General features: G+C 58.5%; 18 protein-coding genes. 9 read left to right on the forward strand and 9 right to left on the reverse strand.

What is annotated here, in order from left to right:
- From FLP30_RS07695 to FLP30_RS07725, 7 genes are all read left to right on the forward strand, one after another.
- Positions 1 to 921 (forward strand): ABC transporter ATP-binding protein, encoded by a 921-nt coding sequence (locus FLP30_RS07695; RefSeq protein WP_149279297.1) that lies wholly within the window; start codon positions 1 to 3, stop codon positions 919 to 921.
- Positions 922 to 940: 19 nt separating this feature from the next.
- Positions 941 to 1420 (forward strand): CopG family ribbon-helix-helix protein, encoded by a 480-nt coding sequence (locus FLP30_RS07700; protein WP_149279298.1) that lies wholly within the window; start codon positions 941 to 943, stop codon positions 1418 to 1420.
- On the forward strand, positions 1413 to 2285 hold the full coding sequence (locus FLP30_RS07705) for an urea amidolyase associated protein UAAP1 (protein WP_246856466.1): 873 nt from the start codon (positions 1413 to 1415) through the stop codon (positions 2283 to 2285). The genes FLP30_RS07700 and FLP30_RS07705 overlap by 8 nt, the downstream gene beginning before the upstream one ends.
- Before the next feature lie 15 nt (positions 2286 to 2300).
- Complete coding sequence (locus FLP30_RS07710) at positions 2301 to 2930, forward strand: urea amidolyase associated protein UAAP2 (protein ID WP_149279299.1); 630 nt, start codon at positions 2301 to 2303, stop codon at positions 2928 to 2930.
- A 24-nt stretch (positions 2931 to 2954) separates the two neighbouring features.
- Entirely contained in the window at positions 2955 to 6506 is a 3552-nt protein-coding gene (uca, locus tag FLP30_RS07715; protein WP_149279300.1) for an urea carboxylase, read from the forward strand.
- A 30-nt stretch (positions 6507 to 6536) separates the two neighbouring features.
- Positions 6537 to 8336, forward strand: coding sequence for an allophanate hydrolase (atzF, locus tag FLP30_RS07720; protein WP_149279301.1), 1800 nt, complete (start codon positions 6537 to 6539; stop codon positions 8334 to 8336).
- Between the two features lie 179 nt (positions 8337 to 8515).
- Positions 8516 to 9499: an ABC transporter substrate-binding protein gene (locus tag FLP30_RS07725; RefSeq protein WP_149279302.1), complete on the forward strand. Its 984-nt coding sequence runs from the start codon at positions 8516 to 8518 to the stop codon at positions 9497 to 9499.
- 35 nt (positions 9500 to 9534) lie between these two features.
- Here the strand turns inward: FLP30_RS07725 and FLP30_RS07730 are convergent, their stop codons facing one another.
- A complete protein-coding gene (locus FLP30_RS07730) occupies positions 9535 to 10758 on the reverse strand; it encodes an acetate/propionate family kinase (RefSeq protein ID WP_246856467.1) in 1224 nt (407 codons plus the stop codon).
- A 373-nt stretch (positions 10759 to 11131) separates the two neighbouring features.
- On the opposite strand from FLP30_RS07730, the gene FLP30_RS07735 reads away from it, so the two are divergent.
- Entirely contained in the window at positions 11132 to 12373 is a 1242-nt protein-coding gene (locus FLP30_RS07735; RefSeq protein ID WP_149279304.1) for a methyl-accepting chemotaxis protein, read from the forward strand.
- Between the two features lie 9 nt (positions 12374 to 12382).
- Here the strand turns inward: FLP30_RS07735 and FLP30_RS07740 are convergent, their stop codons facing one another.
- Positions 12383 to 13570: a serine hydrolase domain-containing protein gene (locus FLP30_RS07740; RefSeq protein WP_149279305.1), complete on the reverse strand. Its 1188-nt coding sequence runs from the start codon at positions 13568 to 13570 to the stop codon at positions 12383 to 12385.
- 143 nt (positions 13571 to 13713) lie between these two features.
- Here FLP30_RS07740 and FLP30_RS07745 point away from each other — a divergent pair, with 143 nt between their 5' ends.
- Positions 13714 to 14100, forward strand: coding sequence for a toxin-antitoxin system protein HicB (locus tag FLP30_RS07745; protein ID WP_149279306.1), 387 nt, complete (start codon positions 13714 to 13716; stop codon positions 14098 to 14100).
- Between the two features lie 99 nt (positions 14101 to 14199).
- On the opposite strand, the gene FLP30_RS07750 is transcribed toward FLP30_RS07745, so the two are convergent.
- From FLP30_RS07750 to FLP30_RS07780, 7 genes are all read right to left on the reverse strand, one after another.
- The gene (locus tag FLP30_RS07750) at positions 14200 to 15654 is read right to left on the reverse strand and encodes a sodium:solute symporter family protein (protein ID WP_149279307.1); all 1455 of its coding nucleotides are present in this window, start codon (positions 15652 to 15654) and stop codon (positions 14200 to 14202) included.
- Complete coding sequence (locus FLP30_RS07755; protein ID WP_149279308.1) at positions 15651 to 15830, reverse strand: DUF3311 domain-containing protein; 180 nt, start codon at positions 15828 to 15830, stop codon at positions 15651 to 15653. The genes FLP30_RS07750 and FLP30_RS07755 overlap by 4 nt, the downstream gene beginning before the upstream one ends.
- 193 nt (positions 15831 to 16023) lie before the next feature.
- Complete coding sequence (locus FLP30_RS07760) at positions 16024 to 16524, reverse strand: hypothetical protein (protein ID WP_149279309.1); 501 nt, start codon at positions 16522 to 16524, stop codon at positions 16024 to 16026.
- A gap of 40 nt (positions 16525 to 16564) precedes the next feature.
- On the reverse strand, positions 16565 to 16927 hold the full coding sequence (locus FLP30_RS07765; RefSeq protein ID WP_149279310.1) for a hypothetical protein: 363 nt from the start codon (positions 16925 to 16927) through the stop codon (positions 16565 to 16567).
- A 1-nt stretch (position 16928) separates the two neighbouring features.
- A complete protein-coding gene (locus FLP30_RS07770) occupies positions 16929 to 17651 on the reverse strand; it encodes a pyridoxine 5'-phosphate synthase (protein ID WP_149279311.1) in 723 nt (240 codons plus the stop codon).
- Complete coding sequence (gene pdxA, locus FLP30_RS07775; RefSeq protein WP_149279312.1) at positions 17648 to 18622, reverse strand: 4-hydroxythreonine-4-phosphate dehydrogenase PdxA; 975 nt, start codon at positions 18620 to 18622, stop codon at positions 17648 to 17650. The genes FLP30_RS07770 and pdxA overlap by 4 nt, the downstream gene beginning before the upstream one ends.
- Before the next feature lie 52 nt (positions 18623 to 18674).
- Positions 18675 to 19340, reverse strand: coding sequence for a glycosyl transferase (locus FLP30_RS07780; protein WP_149279313.1), 666 nt, complete (start codon positions 19338 to 19340; stop codon positions 18675 to 18677).
- Positions 19341 to 19416: the final 76 nt, after the last annotated feature.

Here is a 19416-nt window from a genome sequence, read left to right on the forward strand (position 1 = left end):
ATGGCCACGCACGACCAGACACCCCCCGCCGACTATCGCGTTTTGCCGCCCGAAGTGGCCGAGCGTATGGCCCGCATCAAGGCGCGTGAGGTTGTTCTCCAGGTGGAAAACCTGGGCAAGACCTTCTCCCGCCATGGGCAGACAACCGTGGCGCTGGAAGATATTTCCATGGGGGTCCACCGGCGCGAGTTCGTCTGTGTCGTTGGCCCGTCGGGCTGCGGCAAGTCTACCTTGGTGCGTATTCTGGCAGGGCTGGAGGACGCCTCGTCCGGGCGGATTCTGGTCGATGGCACACCGGTGAATGGCCCCGGCCCCGATCGGGGGATGGTGTTCCAGAAATACACGCTCTTTCCGTGGCGGAGCGTGTGCCGCAACGTCATGTTCGGGCTGGAAATGTCGGGGCTGAGCAAGGACGAAAGCCGCCGACAGGCCATGCAGTGGTTGCAGGCCATCGGGCTTGAGCGCTTTGCCGATGCCCTGCCGCACCAGCTTTCGGGCGGGATGCAGCAGCGTGTGGCCATTGCCCGTGCTCTGGCCGCCCAGCCCCGTGTCCTGCTGATGGACGAACCCTTCAGCGCGCTGGACGCCCGCACCCGGGTGCGCATGCAGTCACACCTGCTCGACATCTGGCGCAAGACCGACATCACCATCGTGTTCATCACGCATGATCTGGATGAAGCCATTTATCTGGCTGACCGTATCCTTGTCCTCAAGGCGCATCCGGGGCGGGTGGAAGAGGTGATCGAGGTGCCTTTGCCCCGTAAGCGTGGGCCGGACATTATGACCAGCCCAGAGTTTCTGGCCACACGCGCCCGACTGGAAGCCCTGATCCACGCTGAACCCGAGGACGAAGCCGCGGCCGAGGAGTTTGGTGATGACACCATCCCCCTGCTGACCCTTGTGACCGACGTGGTCGAATAAGCAGGAAAGGAGCAGCCCGTTGGCCCGCAAAAAAGCAGAAGAACAGGTCAGCCGGATCAGTGTTTCCCTGCCCCCTCATGTCCTGCGTGAACTGGACAGCATGGTGGTGGAAAAAGGCTATGTCAGCCGTTCCCAGGCGATCCAGCATATCCTGCATGACGCCCTGACAGATTGCCGCCGTGATAATGATGACGAGATCATGGCCGGTGTGATCGTTCTTTTTTACAATAGCGGTACACCCGGCCTGCAACAGCGGCTGGCGGACATGCAGTATGAAAACCTGGCCGAGGTCATAAGCTCTCTGCATGTCAACCTGATCAGGCGGCAGACGCTGGAAGTCATGCTCGTGCAGGGGCGTGTTGGAAAGCTGCGTGATATTGAAAACATGTTTTCAACAATGCCGGGCGTTGTTTCTGGCAAGATGCACCTTATTGCCTCCCTCATCCCCCCTGTGCACGAGGTAGGGCGGGAACCACCCTTGAACATGGAAAGTGCCTGACCATAAGCCGCCCGGTGGCGCACAAGGCAACTCCTTTGTCGGACAGAAGGAAAAACCCATGCAGATCGACCAGCAGAGCCCGGAATGGTACAGGGCGCGTTACAACCAGCTTCGTGATCGTGCCCTTAAGGAAGAGCGCGCCACCCGTGCCGTCCATGCCTCGACCGGGATGGACGCCAGCACCGTGCTGCACCGTGAGGTCGTACCCGGCGGGTGGTACTGGACCACACTGCTCCCGCGTGGTCAGGCTTTGCGGCTGATCAACACCGCAGGCAACAACGGTGTGTCCGTTATGCTGTGGAATGCGGATGATACGAGCGAACGCTATAATGCGGGCGATACGGTCAAGTTGCAGTGGACAACACAGCTGAGCACCGGGCGTGTGCTGTTTTCGGATATGGGGCGTGTTCTGGCCTCGATCATTGACGACACCTGCGGGCATAGCGACACACTGGCCGCGTGCAGCACGCCGGGCAGCAACCAGCGCAACTTTGGTGATGCACACCTGCGTAACAGCCGTGACAACCTGCGTCTGGCAGCCGGAAAACATGGTTTGGCTGTAAGGGATGTTCCGGCCTGCATTTCCTTCTTCTCGCATGTCAGTGTTGGCAGCGATGGCGCTTTAAGCTGGGTGGATGGCAGTGTGCGCCCCGGTGCCCATGTTGACCTGCGCGCGGAGATGAACCTGCTGGTTGCGGTTTCCAACTGCTACCACCCGCTCAGCCCCGATAGCACTTTTGACCCGTCTCCGATCGAGGTTATCCGCTGGCAGGCACCGTCCCCCACAGCGGACGATCTGAGCCGCACCTTCTGTGAGGAAGCACAGCGTGGCTTCGAGAACACAGACCCTCTTTTCACGATCTGATCGGAGACACGACCAATGACGACTGCCACCATCCGAACTGTTCTGGATCAGGTTGTGCCCGCGCGTGTGCCCTGGTCAGCCGTGGTTAAAAAGGGCCAGACCCTGCGGATTATCGACCTGGAAAGCCAGCAGGCTGTGGATGCGCTGTTTTATAACGCCCATGCCTACCAGGAACGCTATAGCGTGCAGGAAACCCTGATCAGCCAGGGCAGTGCCTATATTGGCAAAGGGGCCAAGCTGTATTCCAACGAAGGCAACGTGCTGATGCAGGTTGTGGAAGATACCTGCGGTCGCCACGACACGCTGGCCGGGGCGTGTAGCTGTGAATCCAACACTGTGCGTTTTGGGCACGAAACACGCTACATGCACGCCTGCCGCGAGAACTTCCTGCTTGAAGTGGGAAAATACGGTATGGGAAAGCGGGATATTGTCAGCAACGTCAATTTTTTCATGAATGTTCCCGTGCTGGAAAACGGTGAACTGGTGATTGACGACGGCCTGTCCGATCCCGGCGGTTACGTTGACCTGCTGGCCGAAATGGACACGCTGGTTGTGCTGTCCAACTGCCCGCAGGTGAACAACCCGTGCAACGGTTTTGTTCCCACGCCCATTCGCGTCATCATCAGCGAAGCCGTGCCTGCCTGAGCCAAGACGATCGGAAAAAGCGCCATGTTCACAAAAGTTCTTATCGCCAACCGTGGTGAAACAGTCCGTCGCATCACGCGTACCCTGCACAGGATGGAAATTGCCTCTGTCGCTGTCTGCTCGGAAGCGGACCGTTTTGCCCCCCCGGTGCTGGAAGCTGATGAGGCTATCCTGATCGGCCCGGCTGCGGTGGCGGAAAGTTACCTGAACATGGACGCCATTCTGGAGGCCTGCCGGAAGACTGGCGCGCAGGCTGTGCACCCAGGATATGGTTTTTTAAGTGAGCGTGCGGAGTTTGCCGAACGCCTTGCTGCCGAGGGTATTCGTTTTATTGGCCCCCGGCCCGAGCACATGCGGGCCTTTGGTCTCAAGCACACCGCACGTGACCTTGCGCGGGCCAATGGTGTGCCCCTGCTGCCCGGCACCGACATTCTGGCCACAGCGGACGATGCAGCGCGTGAGGCCGCACGGATTGGCTACCCGGTCATGCTTAAAAGCACGGCAGGTGGCGGCGGTATTGGCATGCAGGTCTGCCAGGATGAAGACGCCCTGCGCACCTGTTTTGAGGCCGTGTCCCGTCTGGGTGGCAATAACTTTGGCGATGCCCGCGTCTTTTTGGAAAAATTCATTGCCAGCGCACGGCATATCGAGGTCCAGGTCTTTGGTGATGGTCGCGGCGGTGTGCTGACACTGGGCGAGCGCGACTGCTCGCTCCAGCGGCGTAACCAGAAAGTGGTGGAAGAAACCCCCGGCCCCAACCTGCCCGAGGCCACCCGACACAAACTGCGCGAGGCCGCACGAGCGCTCTGTGCTGCTGTACAGTATGAATCCGCAGGCACTGTGGAGTTTATTTACGACGCCCAGACAGGGGAGTTCTATTTTCTGGAGGTTAACACCCGCCTGCAGGTCGAACACTGCGTGACGGAAGAAACCTTTGGCGTGGATCTGGTGGAATGGATGGTGCGTCAGGCAGATGGCTCCTTCGTTCTGCCCGCTCAGGACAGTCTTGTGCAGACCGGGGCCGCAGTGGAAGTGCGTATTTACGCCGAAAACCCGGCAGAAAACTTCCGTCCCTCCACAGGCCGCCTGACGCAGGTCCGCTTTCCCGAAGGTGTGCGCGTGGATGGCTGGGTGGAAACCGGCACGGAAGTTACCCCCCATTACGACCCCATGCTGGCCAAGCTGATTGCAACCGGGGCCGACCGGGCCGAGGCACTGGCCAATCTGCATCAAGCACTGGTGCGGACCAGGCTGGATGGGCTGGAAAGCAATCTGGACTACCTGCGCGCCGTTACCGCAGCCGAGGCTGTGCATGAGGGAACAGTTACGACCGCGTTCCTCAACAGCTTTGCCTATACGCCACATACTATGGAGGTTCTGGCACCGGGCTTGCAGTCCACCGTGCAGGACTGGCCGGGTCGTGTAGGGTACTGGGCTGTTGGCGTACCGCCCAACGGGCCGATGGATGACCGCAGCTTCCGTCTGGCCAACCAGATTGTTGGTAATGCGCCGGGTGTGCCTGCGCTGGAGCTGACAGTATCCGGCCCGGTGCTGCGCTTTAACGCCCCCGCAGTTATTGCTCTGACCGGGGCGTTCATGCCTGCCACGCTGGATGGTGAGGCCGTACCATACTGGCAGCCGGTTGCTGTTGCGCGCGGGCAGGTGCTGGCGCTGGGGCAGATCAAAGGGGCAGGGCATAGGACCTATCTGGCCATTCAGGGTGGGCTGGACGTGCCGGACTATCTGGGGTCTGGCGCCACCTTTATGCTGGGGCAGTTTGGTGGCCATGCCACGGGGCAGCTTCGCACGGGGGATGTCCTGCGCTTTCACGCAACATCCGCGCAAGAAGCAGCCCCGACACAGCCCCTGGCTGAAGCAGACCGCCCGGTGCTGACCGATACGTGGGAAATCGGGGTGCTGTATGGCCCGCATGGCGCACCGGACTTCTTCCAGCCAGACGATATGCAGGACCTGTTTTCCAGCACGTATGAAGTGCATTTTAACAGTGCCCGCACAGGGGTCCGCCTGATTGGCCCCAAGCCACGCTGGGCCCGCACCGATGGGGGCGAGGCCGGGCTGCACCCATCCAACATCCATGACAATGCCTACGCCATTGGTGCGATCGACTTTACGGGGGACATGCCCATCCTGCTGGGGCCGGATGGTCCGAGCCTTGGCGGCTTTGTCTGCCCCGCCGTGGTGACGCGTGATGAGTTGTGGAAGCTCGGCCAGTTGCATCCTGGCGATAAGGTGCGTTTCCACCGGGTGACGCCGCAGCCTCTGTCGCTGCCGTTCATGGCGGCTCCGGCTACGGGGGACAGCCCCGTGCTGCACCGTTCGGAGGGTGTGGTGCCGGTGGTTTACCGCCGCGCAGGCGAGCAGTATCTGCTGCTGGAATTTGGTGAACCCGTGCTGGATATTCCTCTGCGGCTGCGCGTTCAGTTAATGCTTGAGCGCCTGAGCAGTCGCAATGTGGACGGTATTGTGGACCTGACACCGGGTATTCGCTCGCTTCAGGTGCATTACAACCCCGATATTCTGCCTCTGGCTGAGTTGATGACCATCCTGCACGACATCGAGCAGGAACTGCCGGATAATGAAGACGATATCACGGTGCCCAGCCGTATCGTCTACATGCCCCTGTCGTGGGATGACGAGCAGGCCCAGCTTGCCATGCGGCGTTATCAGGAGCTGGTGCGCCCCAACGCGCCGTGGTGCCCGTCCAACATTGAGTTCATTCGCCGGATCAATGGTCTGTCGTCCATTGAGTCCGTGCGGGATATTATCTTCAATGCCTCTTATCTGGTCATGGGGCTGGGGGATGTGTATCTGGGCGCGCCTGTTGCCACCCCGGTGGACCCGCGCCACAGGCTGGTCACCACCAAATACAACCCGGCACGGACATGGACGCCCGATAACGTGGTGGGCATTGGTGGCAGCTATATGTGCATTTACGGCATGGAAGGGCCGGGTGGGTACCAGCTTTTTGGCCGTACCATCCAGGTCTGGAACACATGGCGTGGCACGGATGTGTTTGAGCAGGACAAGCCCTGGCTACTCCGCTTTTTTGACCAGATCCGCTTCTACCCGGTCTCGCACGAGGAACTGATGGAAGCCCGGGCGGCTTTCCCCTATGGGCGCTTCCCGGTCAGAATTGAGGAAACCACCTTCAGCCTGAAGGAGTACAAGGCCTTCCTTGCAGAACATGCCGAGGAAATTGGCCAGGCCAAGGCCCGCCAGCAGGACGCGTTTGAGGCCGAGCGGCAGGACTGGATTGCCCGTGGCCTTGATACGTTTGAGGAAGAAGTCGCCCCCCCGCAAGTGGAAGATACAATCCTGCCCGAAGGCCAGATGGCGGTGGACAGCCCCGTACCGGGGAGCGTGTGGCAGATCCCTGTTGCTGTGGGTGACAGCGTGGCCGTGGGTGACACGGTGGCGGTGATCGAGTCCATGAAAACGGAAATGAAGGTTATCTCCCCCGTTGCCGGTAAAGTGGCGGAAATCCTGTGCCGTACAGGCCGTGAAGTCCGTGGGGGAGAGCGCATACTGGTCATCAGCACGGTGGAACAGGGCTGACAGGCCGCACAGACAGGAAGGATACAGACCATGACCCTACCGGACATGTTGACGATAGATACCCTCCTTGCGGCTTATCGTGCGGGCAGCCTGCGCCCCACGACCGTGGTGGAGGCAGTGCTGGAGCGGATTGAGGCATACGCCAGCAAAGACCCGGCAGTATGGATCTGCCTGCCTGCCCGTGCAGAATTGCTGGCTCGTGCGGCGGAACTGGAAAGTCGCGACCAGAAACACCTGCCGCTTTACGGCATTCCCTTTGCGGTTAAGGACAATATTGATGTCGCGGGCCTGCCGACCACGGCTGGCTGCCCGGATTTTGCCTATACACCCCAGACCAGCGCCACAGTGGTTGCCCGGCTGGAGGAGGCAGGGGCCATCATGATTGGCAAGACCAATCTGGACCAGTTTGCCACCGGGCTTGTGGGCATGCGCTCGCCTTATGGGCAGCCGCATTGCGTGTTTGACAGCCGTTATGTCTCGGGTGGTTCCAGCTCTGGTTCGGCGGTTGCGGTTGCGGCGGGGCTGGTGTCTTTCTCGTTGGGTACGGACACAGCAGGTTCTGGCCGGGTTCCGGCGTCGGCCAACAATATTGTCGGGCTTAAGCCATCACGCGGGGTATTGAGCACACAGGGCGTCGTTCCTGCCTGCCTGTCGCTGGACTGCGTGTCCGTGTTTGCCACAACGGTGGACGAGGCTTTGCAGGTTGAGGCCGCCGCCATGGCGCTTGACCCGCAGGTGCCCTATTCCCGCGTCATGCAGCCTTATGCGCTGCCAAAAGGCGCATTCCGTTTTGGTGTGCTGGCAGAGGCAGACCGCTTTTTTGATGGGGATAGCGAGAACGCAGCCCTGTATGCCCAGGCCATCCAGCGGTGTCAGGCCATGGGCGGTACGGCTGTGGAACTGGATTACGCTCCCCTGAGGGAGACGGCGGAACTGCTTTACAATGGTCCGTTTGTTGCCGAACGCCTGGCCGCCATCGAACCATTTTACGATGCCCACCATGATGCCATGGATCCCGCCGTTGCCGGTATTATAGGGGGTGCCCGCCGGTATAGTGCGTCGGATGTATTCCGCGCCGTTTATCGCCAGCATAGTCTGCGACAGGTCGCGGCCCAGATGTGGGAGCAGTTTGATGTCATGCTGCTACCTACCATGCCCCGGCTTGTCAGCAAGGAGGAGGTGCGGGCAGACCCGGTAGGGGCCAATAGCCTGCATGGTGTTTACACCAATTTTGTCAATCTGCTGGATATGTCAGCCTGCGCTGTGCCATCCGGCTTCCGCGCCGATGGTCTGCCGTTTGGTGTGACATTTATTGCCCCGGCCTTTGCTGACCATGACCTTGGGGTGCTGGCAGGCCGTTACCATGCGCTGGCTGGGGTTGGCAGTGGTCTGGCCAAAGTGGCCGTGTCTGCCCCTGCGGAGGGTGTTGGCAAAGGCAAGGTGCTGCTGGCTGTGGTGGGTGCTCACCTCAAAGGTTTGCCGTTGCATTACCAGCTGGAGCAGGAGCGGGCCGTGCTGTGGCGCACAACACGCACAGCAGGAGACTACCGCCTGTTTGCTCTGCCCGGTGCTGTGCCCCCCAAGCCTGGGATGTTCCGCCAGCCCGGTTTTGACGGGCAAGGTCTGGAGGTGGAGGTTTATGAACTGTCTGCCGCCGGGTTTGGCCGGTTTGTGGCGCAGGTGCCCCAGCCTATGGCCATTGGCCGCATTACATTGGAAGACGGGCAGGAAGTCAGCGGCTTTCTGTGTGCAGAGGCACAGGCCCGCAAAGGGCAGGATATTACCGATTTTGGTGGTTGGAAGGCCTGGTTGAAGGCCGATAAGGCCTGACACGACCATATTGTGTGCGGTGAATAGACCCTATGCTGCGGGCATTCTGCGGCATAGGGTTTTTGCGTCTGTTTGTTCGTGTGCAGAAAATTTCTATATTCTTGGGAAAACTCTTGCCAGAAACATTCCTTTTGCGGAATGATGTATCAGGATTCGCCAATGGGAAGAGTAGAAAGCACATGGTGTCGAAACTAAAGAATTTCCTGCTGACCTGCTGCCTTGTTGCCGCCGGTGGTGTTGCACAGGCCCATGCGGCACCGCTCCAGGTCGGTTACAGCGACTGGCCGGGCTGGGTGGCCTGGCAGGTGGCGATCGACAAGCACTGGTTCAAGGACGCAGGGGTTGATGTCTCGTTCCAGTGGTTCGATTATAGCGCCTCGCTGGATGCGTATGCTTCTGGCAAGCTGGATGGTATTCTTGCCACCAATGGTGATGTGCTGGTTACGGGTGCCAATGGCCGCAAGGGTGTCATGGTGCTGGTGGGCGATTATTCCGACGGGAATGATATGATTGTGGCTGCGCCGGGTATTACCAGCGTGGCAGAACTGAAAGGCAAGAAGGTCGGGGTCGAGCGTGGGCTGGTGGAGCACCTGCTGCTGCTAGTAGCCTTGCAGAAGGCAGGCCTGAAGGAAGACGATATTACGCTGGTGGATACCAGAACCAACGAGACACCGCAGGTTCTGGCATCGGGCGAAGTGGCGGCCATTGCAGCCTGGCAGCCCAATTCCGGGCAGGCGCTGCGGCAGGTGCCGGGGGCACGGCCGGTGTTTACCTCTGCCCAGGTGCCGGGCCTGATTTATGATGTGCTGGCCGTTGACCCTGTCAGCCTTAAGGCCCATCCGGATGAGTGGAAGCGGGTTGTGAGTGTGTGGAAAAGGGTCGTCGCATTTGTGAACGACCCCAAGACACAGGACGAGGCGCTGGAGATCATGGCGCGCAAGGTCGGGCTTAAACCTGTGGCCTACAAGAAGCTGCTGGCAGGTACCCACCTGCTGACACTGGATGATAATACCAAGGTGTATGAAAAGAACGACACCCTGCAATCTATTTACGGTTCGACCGAAAACGCGAACCTGTTTAACGTCAAATACGGTGTTTATAAAACCCCGCAGAATGTCGATAGCTATATCGACCCGGCTATCATCAAGGCTCTGGCACACTAAGGTCCTGTGGGTGGGGGCTGCTGGTAGCTCCCACCTTACAACTCCGGTCCAGACCTAGGCCACATCCCTTTGCTGCGTAAAACATCGCGCGTGTGCAGGGCAATCATCGCATCTTCATCCGTGGGGATGATGTGGATTTCAACAGGGCTATCGGCTGTGCTGATACACCCTGTGCCTTTTGTATTGGCTTCTGCATCCAGCCTGAGGCCAAGCCATCCCAGTTTCTGCACCACGCTGGCTCGGATGTCGGGCTGGTTCTCCCCAATGCCACCGCTAAAAATCAGAGCATCCACCCCCCCCAGGGCACAGGCCATGGCGGCAGCCTCGCGCGTGATATGGTAGATGAAAACCTCTACCGCTCTGGCGGCCTCCGGTGTGCTGCTGGCCAGAAGGGTGCGGATATCTCCTGATAAACCGTTGGAAAGAGCCAGTAGGCCAGAGTGCTGATACAGCAGGTTCCGCACAGCTTCCGTATCCATCTGACAGTTGTTTTGCAGATAGAGCACCACGGCCGGGTCGAGCGCTCCACAGCGGGTACTCATGACAAGCCCATCAAGGGGCGAAAAGCCCATGGTGGTGTCAATGCTCTTTCCATTGTCTATCGCACACAGGCTGGCACCACTGCCCAGATGGGCTGCAATGACCCGACCTGTTGCCAGATGCGGGGCTGTCTGGCGTAAACGCTGGACAATGTATTCGTATGACAGACCATGGAAACCATATCGGCGGATACCAGCCTCCATATAGCTGTGTGGTAGAGCAAAACTGCGGGCGCAGAAGGGCATGTTGTGGTGGAATGCCGTGTCAAAACAGGCGACCTGGGGCAGGTCGGGGCGTAGCGTATGTAAAGCCTCTATGGGTTCGAGGTTGTGGGGCATATGCAGGGGGGCAAGCGGTGTCAGCGCAGCCAGGGCCTGAACAAGTGCTGGGGTAATGTATTCGGGCTGGCTGTGTGCGGGGCCACCATGCACAATACGGTGGCCAATGGCTGTGATGTCACGCACGCCCAGAGTGCTGTCCACCTGTTTGAGTATTTCCCCCAGAACAGTGGCGTAGGGCACATCCGCATGGTTCCAGCGCTGTTCGGCCCGTAAAATGCCCTTGTTGTCCCGTAGCGTGAAATGGGGGGCTGGGCCGGTCATATCCGTATGTCCGGCTAGCAGGGTATCTACCGTATCATCTGGCTGAATGTGACAGACGGACAGCTTGATGCTGGATGAGCCTGCGTTTAACGCAATGATGATATCCGACATTGGCATGGCTGCTCCTGCATGCTCCTGGGAGGCGGTTTTCAGAAATGACAGTGGCTGCACAGGATGTTCCGGTTGGGCGGTGAGAGTGTCGAGCCGTGACGCTGGCATATTCAGGGTTTTTCAACCAGTCCGACAGAGGTGAAAAACGGCGGCAAATAGCGGTGGAAACGAGAGTCTCCTGTTTGAAGTGCAAAAAGCTGTATTGAAAAAACTATTGCCTTTCAGAGTGTTACAGGCGCGCGTTTGGTGTTTGCCACGATGTGGAAGGCACGGAGGGCGGGATGTTTAATGTCCGTCAATAAGTCGTGAAACCTCAACAAATCTGTCATTTGGAAAGCAGTGCAAAATATGCCTATTTGTGCCGGGATATTTCCATGGCATGCGTACGGATGATATGAATTCCATCACCAGTAACACTTCCATGGCGTGTATGCATTCTATCGCCAATGATGGAATGACCTTGCGACCGACCGAAACTGGCGGTCGGGTTATGGAACTTTTCCGTGATTACGCGGATATTAACCTGATCTGCGTGGCGGATGACTGGAACAGGCCTTTAGGGTTGATAGAGCGGCAGCATTATCTGTCGCTTATGTCCAGCCCATATGCTTACGCGCTGTACCACAAGCGCCCCCTGACATTGATGATGGACGCCCAACCCCTGATTGTGGAGGCCAATACCCCAATCCCTGTTTTTACCCACAAGGTTCTGAGCCGGGATGAAAACAGCATGCACAAGGGGTTCATTATTGTAGAAAATGGCATTTACCTTGGTACAGCCACACCGTTTGATCTTATTCGTGCGTCCTATATGCACAGCACAAACATGTCCAAGATGCTGCATGAAAAAACGCAGATCCTGAATGATATTTTTTCTGAAATAACAACAACGACCCAGTCCATCAATCAGGGTGCGGAAACTCTGAAGCATGAATCGGATACGCTTTTTGTGCGTAATGACATGCAGAATATGAACCTTGTAAAATCAGACGATAAAATAAAAATTCTTATGGAGAGCACGGAAGAAAAAGCCGAGCAGATTGAAAGTTCACGCGTTTTTATCAAAAATGCAACGCAGGATATTGAAGCATCCTGTGGTCAGATCAATGATACGATAGAAAAATTTTACGAAATGTCGAATATTTCTTCCGACATTGGTAGTGTTCTCGAAATTATGGGGGATATTTCCTTCCAGATCCATATTCTGGGCGTCAATGCCTCTATCGAGGCGGCCCAGGCTGGAGATTACGGCAAAGGTTTTTCCGTTGTTGCGGATGAAGTGCGTAAACTTGCCGCTGTAACATCGAACTCGCTTGAGAAAATAAAGTCTCTTGTCAATTATTCCCGCACGACCATTCAAAACTGTGTGGAACTGATGAGTACTAATTCAAGCTCCCTGACTGAAATTACCAAGAAAGTTGATAATATCAGTAAGCTGTTCAATGAGTTTGGTATTTTTGCACAAACCCAGAAAGCAGAAATTCTGGACCTTTACAAATTGATGAGCGATGTGCGGGATTCCACACGCACTAATACGGAAACTGTGAACAAGACGAACGATATCTGCCAGATTCTCTTTTCCAATGTCTCTGACCTGACACGGCTGACAGCCCAGATATAGCCCGGACTGTCAGGGCATGCTTTGTAACGCCAGAGCTGCGGCCGAGGCGACATCATGCCGTAGTTGCACAACGCGCCCTTTTCCATTCGGGTGGACGCGGTTGGTCAGGATCAGCACAAAGCTGCGGGTATTAGGGGCAAGCCAGAGGGATGTGCCTGTAAACCCTGTATGCCCGAAAGAGTTGGACGGAAAATAATCCCCCCGCGGGGTAGAATAATGGGTGGCAATATCCCACCCCAAGCCGCGCAGGTCGTGCATACTCGCAGGCTGTTGGGGGGTGGACATTAACACCACATCCTGCGTGCTGAGTGGAAAAGGAGAGGGCAGGCCTGCCCGCCTGTTCAGAAGAGCCTGCGCGTAGAGGATGAGGTCATCCGCGCAGGAAAAAAGCCCCGCATGCCCGGCAACACCCCCCATGCGGCGAGCAGTTGGATCATGCACGACACCGCGCAGCATCATACCGGTTTCATCAAACTGCGTCGGGGCTATGGGGCCTGCGCCGTGGGGGCTCGGGGTAAAGCCGGAATGCTGCATGGCCAACGGGGCCAGAATATGGGTGGTTGCGTAGTCCGCCAGGCGTTGGCCAGAGAGTTTTTCAATCACCAATCCAAGGGTGATGAAGTTGATGTCACTATACAGAAAATGCGTGCCGGGTGGCGTGACCGGGCGGCAGGCCATGGTCAGGGCTATTGCGGTGTCGCGCCCTTGCCAAGGGGTATCCAGTGGCAGGTCAGGGGGCAGGCCGGAGTAGTGGGTGAGCAAATGGCGGATGGTAATGTCCTGTTTGCCGTTGGCGGCAAAGGCGGGCAGGTAGTGCCATACCGGCGTGTCCAGTGCGACCAGCCCTTGCGCGCGCAGTTGCATCAGGGCTGGGGCAGTCACAAGGGCTTTGGTGAGGGAGGCCATGTCAAACCGGGTATCCCAGGTCATGGTCTCGGGTGCTGGCACGATTGCGCGCTGGCCGAACACCCCTGTCCACACCACTTTGCCTTGGTGGCCGACCGCAGCGACTGCGCCGGGTGTCAGGCCAGTCTTCACAGCGGTTTGGAACAGTGCCTCAACCGCCTGAAAGCCCTGTGTGCCTGTGTCTGGGGTCGTCGCTTGCGCGATCGTGGGCCTAATGGCTGGAACCCCAGCTACGAATGCCAGCCCGGAAAGAAGAAGCGTGCGGCGCTTTGACAGGGCAGAAGGAGGCATTGGGTGGTTCTTTCAACAACATGCGGGAGAGGTTTGTCTGCACGGCCCTTGCCCCGCCGGGCGTCCCTCTGGTGTGGGGAAGAAGGGCAGTGTATCAGGTCAGGGAAAGATTGTTCCAGCCTGTAGAGGATTTCTGCACACTCATGTTCAGCTCAGCCCAGGATGTCATGCTGATCGGTGGGATTCCTGCTGTTCTGAGTGCCAACACAACAGGTACTCTTCTCCGTGGCGTGTTCCTTGGCCTTGGGGGGGAGGTGGACTTCTACGCCCCAACGCTTGCGGAACTGGAACAGCAGGGGGTTTCTGTCCTGCGTGGGTTTTTCAGGCTCTGCCGCAGGCAGGGGCGCTCCCCCTTGTTGCTGCGCGCCGCAGGTCAGCAGGGTTACGTAGTGGAAGACCTGTATGCCTGCCTGGAAGAGCCAGCCCGTAACAAGGGGATAGATTTGTACCGTGTGCTGAGGGAACAGACTCAGTGCTTCCATCAGGATAGTACAGATACTGCGGGTGAGATTGTCTATCTGGCCTTATAAGGCCCGTGATCGTAGTTTGTCCTGAGGCAGGGCAGACATAAAAAAGGGGAGGCCATATGGCCTCCCCTTTTCTGTTTTGGGTTCCTGTTGGAACAGTAATCAGCTTGCTGTCTGGGCGTTGTGGGCCGGACCAGGGCGGAGCATCGAAATGGCCAGAACAATAACGATGTTGAGGCACATGGAGATAAGCCCGGTGGAAACATTGCCCGAAAACAGCCCCAGGTTGATCGGGTGGATAGGCTTAAGTCCATCCATCCAGCACAGGCCAAGGCCGACCACGCTACCAACAACCCAGCCGGTCAGGATGGCGGCAGTGGACAGACGCAGGCGCAGCAGCCCCATGATGAGGGCCGGGAAGGTCTGCAGGATGATAACACCCCCCAGAAGCTGAAGGTCGATGGCGAACTTGGCGTTCAGGAACAGCACGCACAGCAGCGCCCCCAGCTTGACCAGCAGAGCCGTGATCCGGCTTGCCCGCACCGGGTTTGCCTGAGCAGGCAGCAGGTTCTTGGTCACCAGGTTGGCAGCGCCAATGGCCATGACAGCGGCAGGCACCAGCGCACCCACAGCAATAGCGGCCAGGCAGAAGCCAGCAAACCAGGAGGGAAAGACCTTCTGGAACAGCATGGGCACCACAAGCGAGTTGTTGGTGGTGACAATGCCAGCCGCATGCGCCATGAAGCCCAGCATGGCAATCAGCCCCAGCACGATGGTGTAAACCGGCAGGTAGACTGCGTTCTGGCGGATGGTGTCAGCCGAGCGTGAAGCCAGAATACCTGTCAACGTATGCGGGTACAGGAAGGCTGCAAAGGCGGAGGACAGCGCAAGCGTTGCATAAGGCAGCCCCTGGCCGGGTGCCAGCACCGTGGCGTGGTCGGCTGTGTTGGTAAACAGCGCCGCGTAGCCACCCGTATGCATGGGAATGACCGTAACCGCCACCAGAACGGCGATATAGATCATGATGTCCTTGATAAAGGCAGTCAGTGCCGGGGCATGCAGCCCACCCAGCCACGTATAGGCGGCAAGGGAGACAAAGGCGATGACCAGCGGCAGGTCACCGGGCAGACCAAGTGACTGCACAACAGTGCGAATACCGATAAGCTGAAGGGCAATATAGGGCATGACAGCGACAAGCCCTGTCAGCGCCACGATAATTTCGAGCGAACGACTGCCAAAGCGGGCACGGACAATATCCGCCGCCGTTGAATGGCCACCCGCATGCGCGATCTTCCACAGCTTGGGCATGACAAGGAAGATGAAGGGGTACACAATAATGGTGTATGGCAGCGCAAAGAAGCCATAAGCCCCCACGGCGTACACAAGGGCAGGCACCGCAATGACCGTGTAAGCGGTGTAGAAGTCACCCCCAACAAGGAACCACGTTACCCAGGGGCCGAACTCACGGCCACCCAGCCCCCATTCTTCATGGGAGTTGCCGCTTTTTTCCTTCTTGCTCAGAAGGCTGCGGATCCACTGGATGGAAGAGCCGATGATGATTGTCGCGGCAAAAAAGAAAACGAAGACACCAAGTGCCCACGGATCAATGTGGCTCATGCGTCGTGTCCCTTTTTCCAGACAACCCAGATAATCACGGATGTTACCGGCACCCAGGCGAACTGGTACCAGTAGAAAAAGGGAAAGCCGAGTATGACGGGGTCCGCCCGGTCATAGAACGGCATCCAGAGCAGGCCGATAAACGGTAGCAGCAAAAGCAGGTTTAGATATTTCATTGCCTGAAGCCGGTTGTTTTTGTTTTTTTGTGCGTAGTCGGCCCGACAATGACAATGAAATTGCCCTGTTGTCAATTATATAGCGCGATTCTGGGGCCTTGGGGTAAAAGCTGCTGCTTTTGTGATCGGCATGGCTGTTATGTTTTTGTCGCAGGTCAGCCCGGCCCTGATGGTATGGGGCCGGGCAGCCGGATCAGCGCGTCGTGTTGGTTTTGCGGTGCTGCAAGACCAGATTCAGCTTGTCGCTATACTGGCGGTAGCTGCCCTCTGGCACACAGCCCATTTCTTCCAGGTCTTCCAGGTCGGCACCATGGTTGATCCACTGGTTGACTTCACGAAAGTCCAGTTCGGTCGGGATGTCCTTGGGTTCGTAAACAACCGGGGCATCTCCGCCTTCGGTCGCGCCAAAAAGCACAAAGCTGTCGTCAGCAGGGGCCTTGACTGTGCTTAGGCTGAACTCCCCGCACAGCACCTGTTTTTTCTCGGCTGTGCTGTGCAGCGCCAGTTTACGAAAGCGCGGGTGCCCGCCAGCAAAGCGTGTTTCAAGCGTTTTCAGCGTAGAGCGGGTAAAAGGTGTTGCCGCTTTTTTGTCGCTGCCATCAAGCACGCTCTGGGCAACGGCCTGATGCCCGCAGGGGGCAACGGCAAGCAGGGGAATGGCCAGGCATGCGCCAAGGGCGAAAAGACGTTTCATAACAGTGTGTGTCTCCTGTCTGGGGGCGGTGGGGCGTCGGTCAGCGCGGTGCTGCGGCGGGCGGGATGGTTATGGCCGTATGGAACTGCCCGCTTGTCGCGTCCCACAGGACAACCCTGTCACCAGTCTGCCCGGCAATGTGGAGTGCCAACTGGCCTGCCCCCACACCAGCCAGCCCGGCGACATGCTCACCGGGTTGCAGGTTCAACTGCACGGGCAGGGTAGAGGTCGGGGGTGTCGGGGTGTCGGTCAGCGGGACGGAGGGCAGGGTGTGCGGGGTGGGGGCATTCATCCTGTGCAGGATAACCCCGACAAGGCCCGCTACACCAACCACAATCAGAAAGCCCATACCGATTACGGCGCTCATCAGGGCTTTGGAGGGTTTGTAGTCCTGCTCTGTCATGTCAGGACACCATGCCCTGGGCAATACGGTGCTTCATTTCACGGATAACGGCAGGCAACCCATCGGCTATGGCCTGACCGATCAGGAAATGACCGATATTGAGTTCGCGTATCTGTGGGATACTGGCAACGGGGCCGACATTGTCGAATGTCAGCCCGTGGCCTGCATGCACTTCCAGTCCTAGTGCGGCGGCCTGTGTTGCCGCCTGTTGCAGGCGTTCAATTTCTCCAGCCTGTCCTGTCGCGTAAGCACCGGTATGCAGTTCAACAACCTGCGCACCCGTTTGCGCGGCGGCTGCAATCTGCTCCGAGGCTGGGTCGATGAAGAGCGAGACCCGGATGCCCCGTGCCACAAGGCGCTGCACATAAGGGGTTAACTGCTCCAGTTGGCCAGCAACATTCAGGCCGCCTTCAGTTGTCAGTTCTTCCCGCCGTTCTGGGACAAGGCAGCAGGCGTGGGGGGATAACTCCAGCGCCAGTGCCTGCATTTCTGCCGTGGCCGCCATTTCCATGTTCAGGGGGGCAGCAATTTCGGTCCGCAGGCGTTGCAGGTCGGCATCGCGGATGTGGCGGCGGTCTTCACGCAGGTGGGCGGTAATGCCATCGGCACCGGCCTGCACGGCCAGCAGGGCCATGGCTACGGGGTCGGGGTGCGCCCCCCCGCGCGCGTTGCGAATGGTGGCAACGTGGTCGATGTTGACGCCAAGCCTGATGGGCAGTGTCATGCGGGTGTCCTTCTGTTGGCGCTTAACTGGGCGGCCAGCCTTATGGCGGCTTCCAGACTGTGTGGGTCTGCCCTGTCCTGCCCGGCAATGTCAAAGGCCGTGCCGTGGTCGGGGGATGTGCGGATAATAGGCAGGCCAAGCGTGACATTGACCCCGCCAGCCATGTCCAGCGTTTTCAGCGGGATCAGCCCCTGATCATGGTACATGCACAAGGCCACATCGTAACGGCTGCGGGCCTGGGGGGTAAACATGGTGTCGGAGGGGAGGGGGCCGCTTACATCGAATCCTTCCGAGCGCAGAAGAGTGATGGCGGGGATAATAACCTCGCGCTCCTCCAGCCCCATCAGGCCGTTTTCTCCGGCATGGGGGTTAAGCCCCGCCACGGCAATACGGGGGGCGTGGGGCAGGCCGAAGTCCCGCTGGAGCCCATGCGCCACGGTGCGTGCGGTGCGGACAATCAGGTCGGTGGTCAACTGTGTAATGGCGGTGCGGAGGGCTACATGGACTGTCACAGGCACAACCCGCAGAAGCGGACTGGCCAGCATCATGACTTCCTGCCCTGCGACACCGCAGAGTTCGGCAAGGTAGCTGGTGTGGCCGGGGTGGGTAAAGCCAGCCCCCTGTACCACATCCTTGCTGATGGGGTTGGTGACAATCCCACTGGCTTTGCCCTGCAAGGCCAGTTCTGTTGCAAGGCGGATGCTGTCGATAACACTGGTGGCATTCCGGGTGTCGGGTTTGCCGGGGCAGGCCGGGGCGGCCAATGGCAGCGGCAGTACAGGGATAGCGTGGGGAAAGACCTCGCCCCCTTGGGTAATATCCTGCACGACCTGTGTTGGCACATGGGGGGCCAGAAGGGTGGGGTCTCCCAGCCATACAAAGGCTGGACCATCCTGCTTCAGGCTATGCCAGGCTTTGATGGTAATTTCCGGCCCAATGCCCGAGGGATCACCTTGTGTCAGAACCAGCATGCCGAGCCTTTCCATAATCTGGCGGATACCACCGGAAAGGCGCAAGAAAAACTCAGAAACGCCCCGCCGTAAAGGTGGTCAGGAACTGTTGCAGCACGTTGGGGGCCAGTCCGCACTGTACCATATGGGTCATGTCCGGGCGCATGGCTTGGTACCATATCGGGTCAAAATGGCGGGATAGGCGGATACGGTCGGGCAGGTCGGCAGGCATATGCAGTAGGTGGTGGAAGGGCGGCAGATGGCTGAGAGCCGGGTCTTCCTCCGGCCTGTTGGATAGATAGAGGGTCGGGCTGAAAAAGGGATGGCCGGTGCGGTGTTCGCTATCGCCGGCGCGCAGGTAATGGTCGTAGCCGTTGACGTAGCCACCGGTGGCCAGGTTGGCCTCTGTCAGGTCAGCATGGTGGCTGCGATAGAAACGTTCATTAAACAGCATATGGGGGGAGCAATCATGCAGGCCCTCCGTGCAGTAGTGGTGAAAGCCAGATCGGTAGGTTCCATCCGCCAACCCGGCCATGGCGCTTGTACAGGTCAGCCGGTACCATTCCTCGTTGAAATAGCGGTTGGGGGAATGGCCGGAGGGCGCTCCATGGGCTGCGTACCAGTCTTCCAGTTCCGGGTCGGAGAGGGGGACTATATCCTCGTGCAGGGGGGCATATGTCTGCCTGTACCACGTGGGGTCAAAGGCATACCAAAGGGCCGAGGAGGGGGCAGATGACATGGGTGTGGGCGCAGCCTCGTCATGATGGAGAGGCATGATGTTACGGGTCGGAGGCTAATAAATTCTATACACGGAC

Source organism: Acetobacter vaccinii (genome assembly GCF_008365315.1).
Lineage (GTDB): Bacteria > Pseudomonadota > Alphaproteobacteria > Acetobacterales > Acetobacteraceae > Acetobacter > Acetobacter vaccinii.

Bases quoted from the DNA above. Each gene is read 5' to 3' on its own strand.
- FLP30_RS07765 (WP_149279310.1), bottom strand. From the start codon at position 16,927: ATGACAGAGCAGGACTACAAACCCTCCAAAGCCCTGATGAGCGCCGTA.
- FLP30_RS07740 (WP_149279305.1), bottom strand. From the start codon at position 13,570: ATGCCTCCTTCTGCCCTGTCAAAGCGCCGCACGCTTCTTCTTTCCGGG.
- FLP30_RS07730 (WP_246856467.1), bottom strand. From the start codon at position 10,758: ATGCCAATGTCGGATATCATCATTGCGTTAAACGCAGGCTCATCCAGC.
- FLP30_RS07755 (WP_149279308.1), bottom strand. From the start codon at position 15,830: ATGAAATATCTAAACCTGCTTTTGCTGCTACCGTTTATCGGCCTGCTC.
- FLP30_RS07750 (WP_149279307.1), bottom strand. From the start codon at position 15,654: ATGAGCCACATTGATCCGTGGGCACTTGGTGTCTTCGTTTTCTTTTTT.
- pdxA (WP_149279312.1), bottom strand. From the start codon at position 18,622: ATGCTGGTTCTGACACAAGGTGATCCCTCGGGCATTGGGCCGGAAATT.
- atzF (WP_149279301.1), top strand. From the start codon at position 6,537: ATGACCCTACCGGACATGTTGACGATAGATACCCTCCTTGCGGCTTAT.
- FLP30_RS07745 (WP_149279306.1), top strand. From the start codon at position 13,714: ATGTTCAGCTCAGCCCAGGATGTCATGCTGATCGGTGGGATTCCTGCT.
- uca (WP_149279300.1), top strand. From the start codon at position 2,955: ATGTTCACAAAAGTTCTTATCGCCAACCGTGGTGAAACAGTCCGTCGC.
- FLP30_RS07695 (WP_149279297.1), top strand. From the start codon at position 1: ATGGCCACGCACGACCAGACACCCCCCGCCGACTATCGCGTTTTGCCG.
- FLP30_RS07710 (WP_149279299.1), top strand. From the start codon at position 2,301: ATGACGACTGCCACCATCCGAACTGTTCTGGATCAGGTTGTGCCCGCG.
- FLP30_RS07770 (WP_149279311.1), bottom strand. From the start codon at position 17,651: ATGACACTGCCCATCAGGCTTGGCGTCAACATCGACCACGTTGCCACC.
- FLP30_RS07725 (WP_149279302.1), top strand. From the start codon at position 8,516: ATGGTGTCGAAACTAAAGAATTTCCTGCTGACCTGCTGCCTTGTTGCC.
- FLP30_RS07780 (WP_149279313.1), bottom strand. From the start codon at position 19,340: ATGTCATCTGCCCCCTCCTCGGCCCTTTGGTATGCCTTTGACCCCACG.
- FLP30_RS07760 (WP_149279309.1), bottom strand. From the start codon at position 16,524: ATGAAACGTCTTTTCGCCCTTGGCGCATGCCTGGCCATTCCCCTGCTT.
- FLP30_RS07735 (WP_149279304.1), top strand. From the start codon at position 11,132: ATGCGTACGGATGATATGAATTCCATCACCAGTAACACTTCCATGGCG.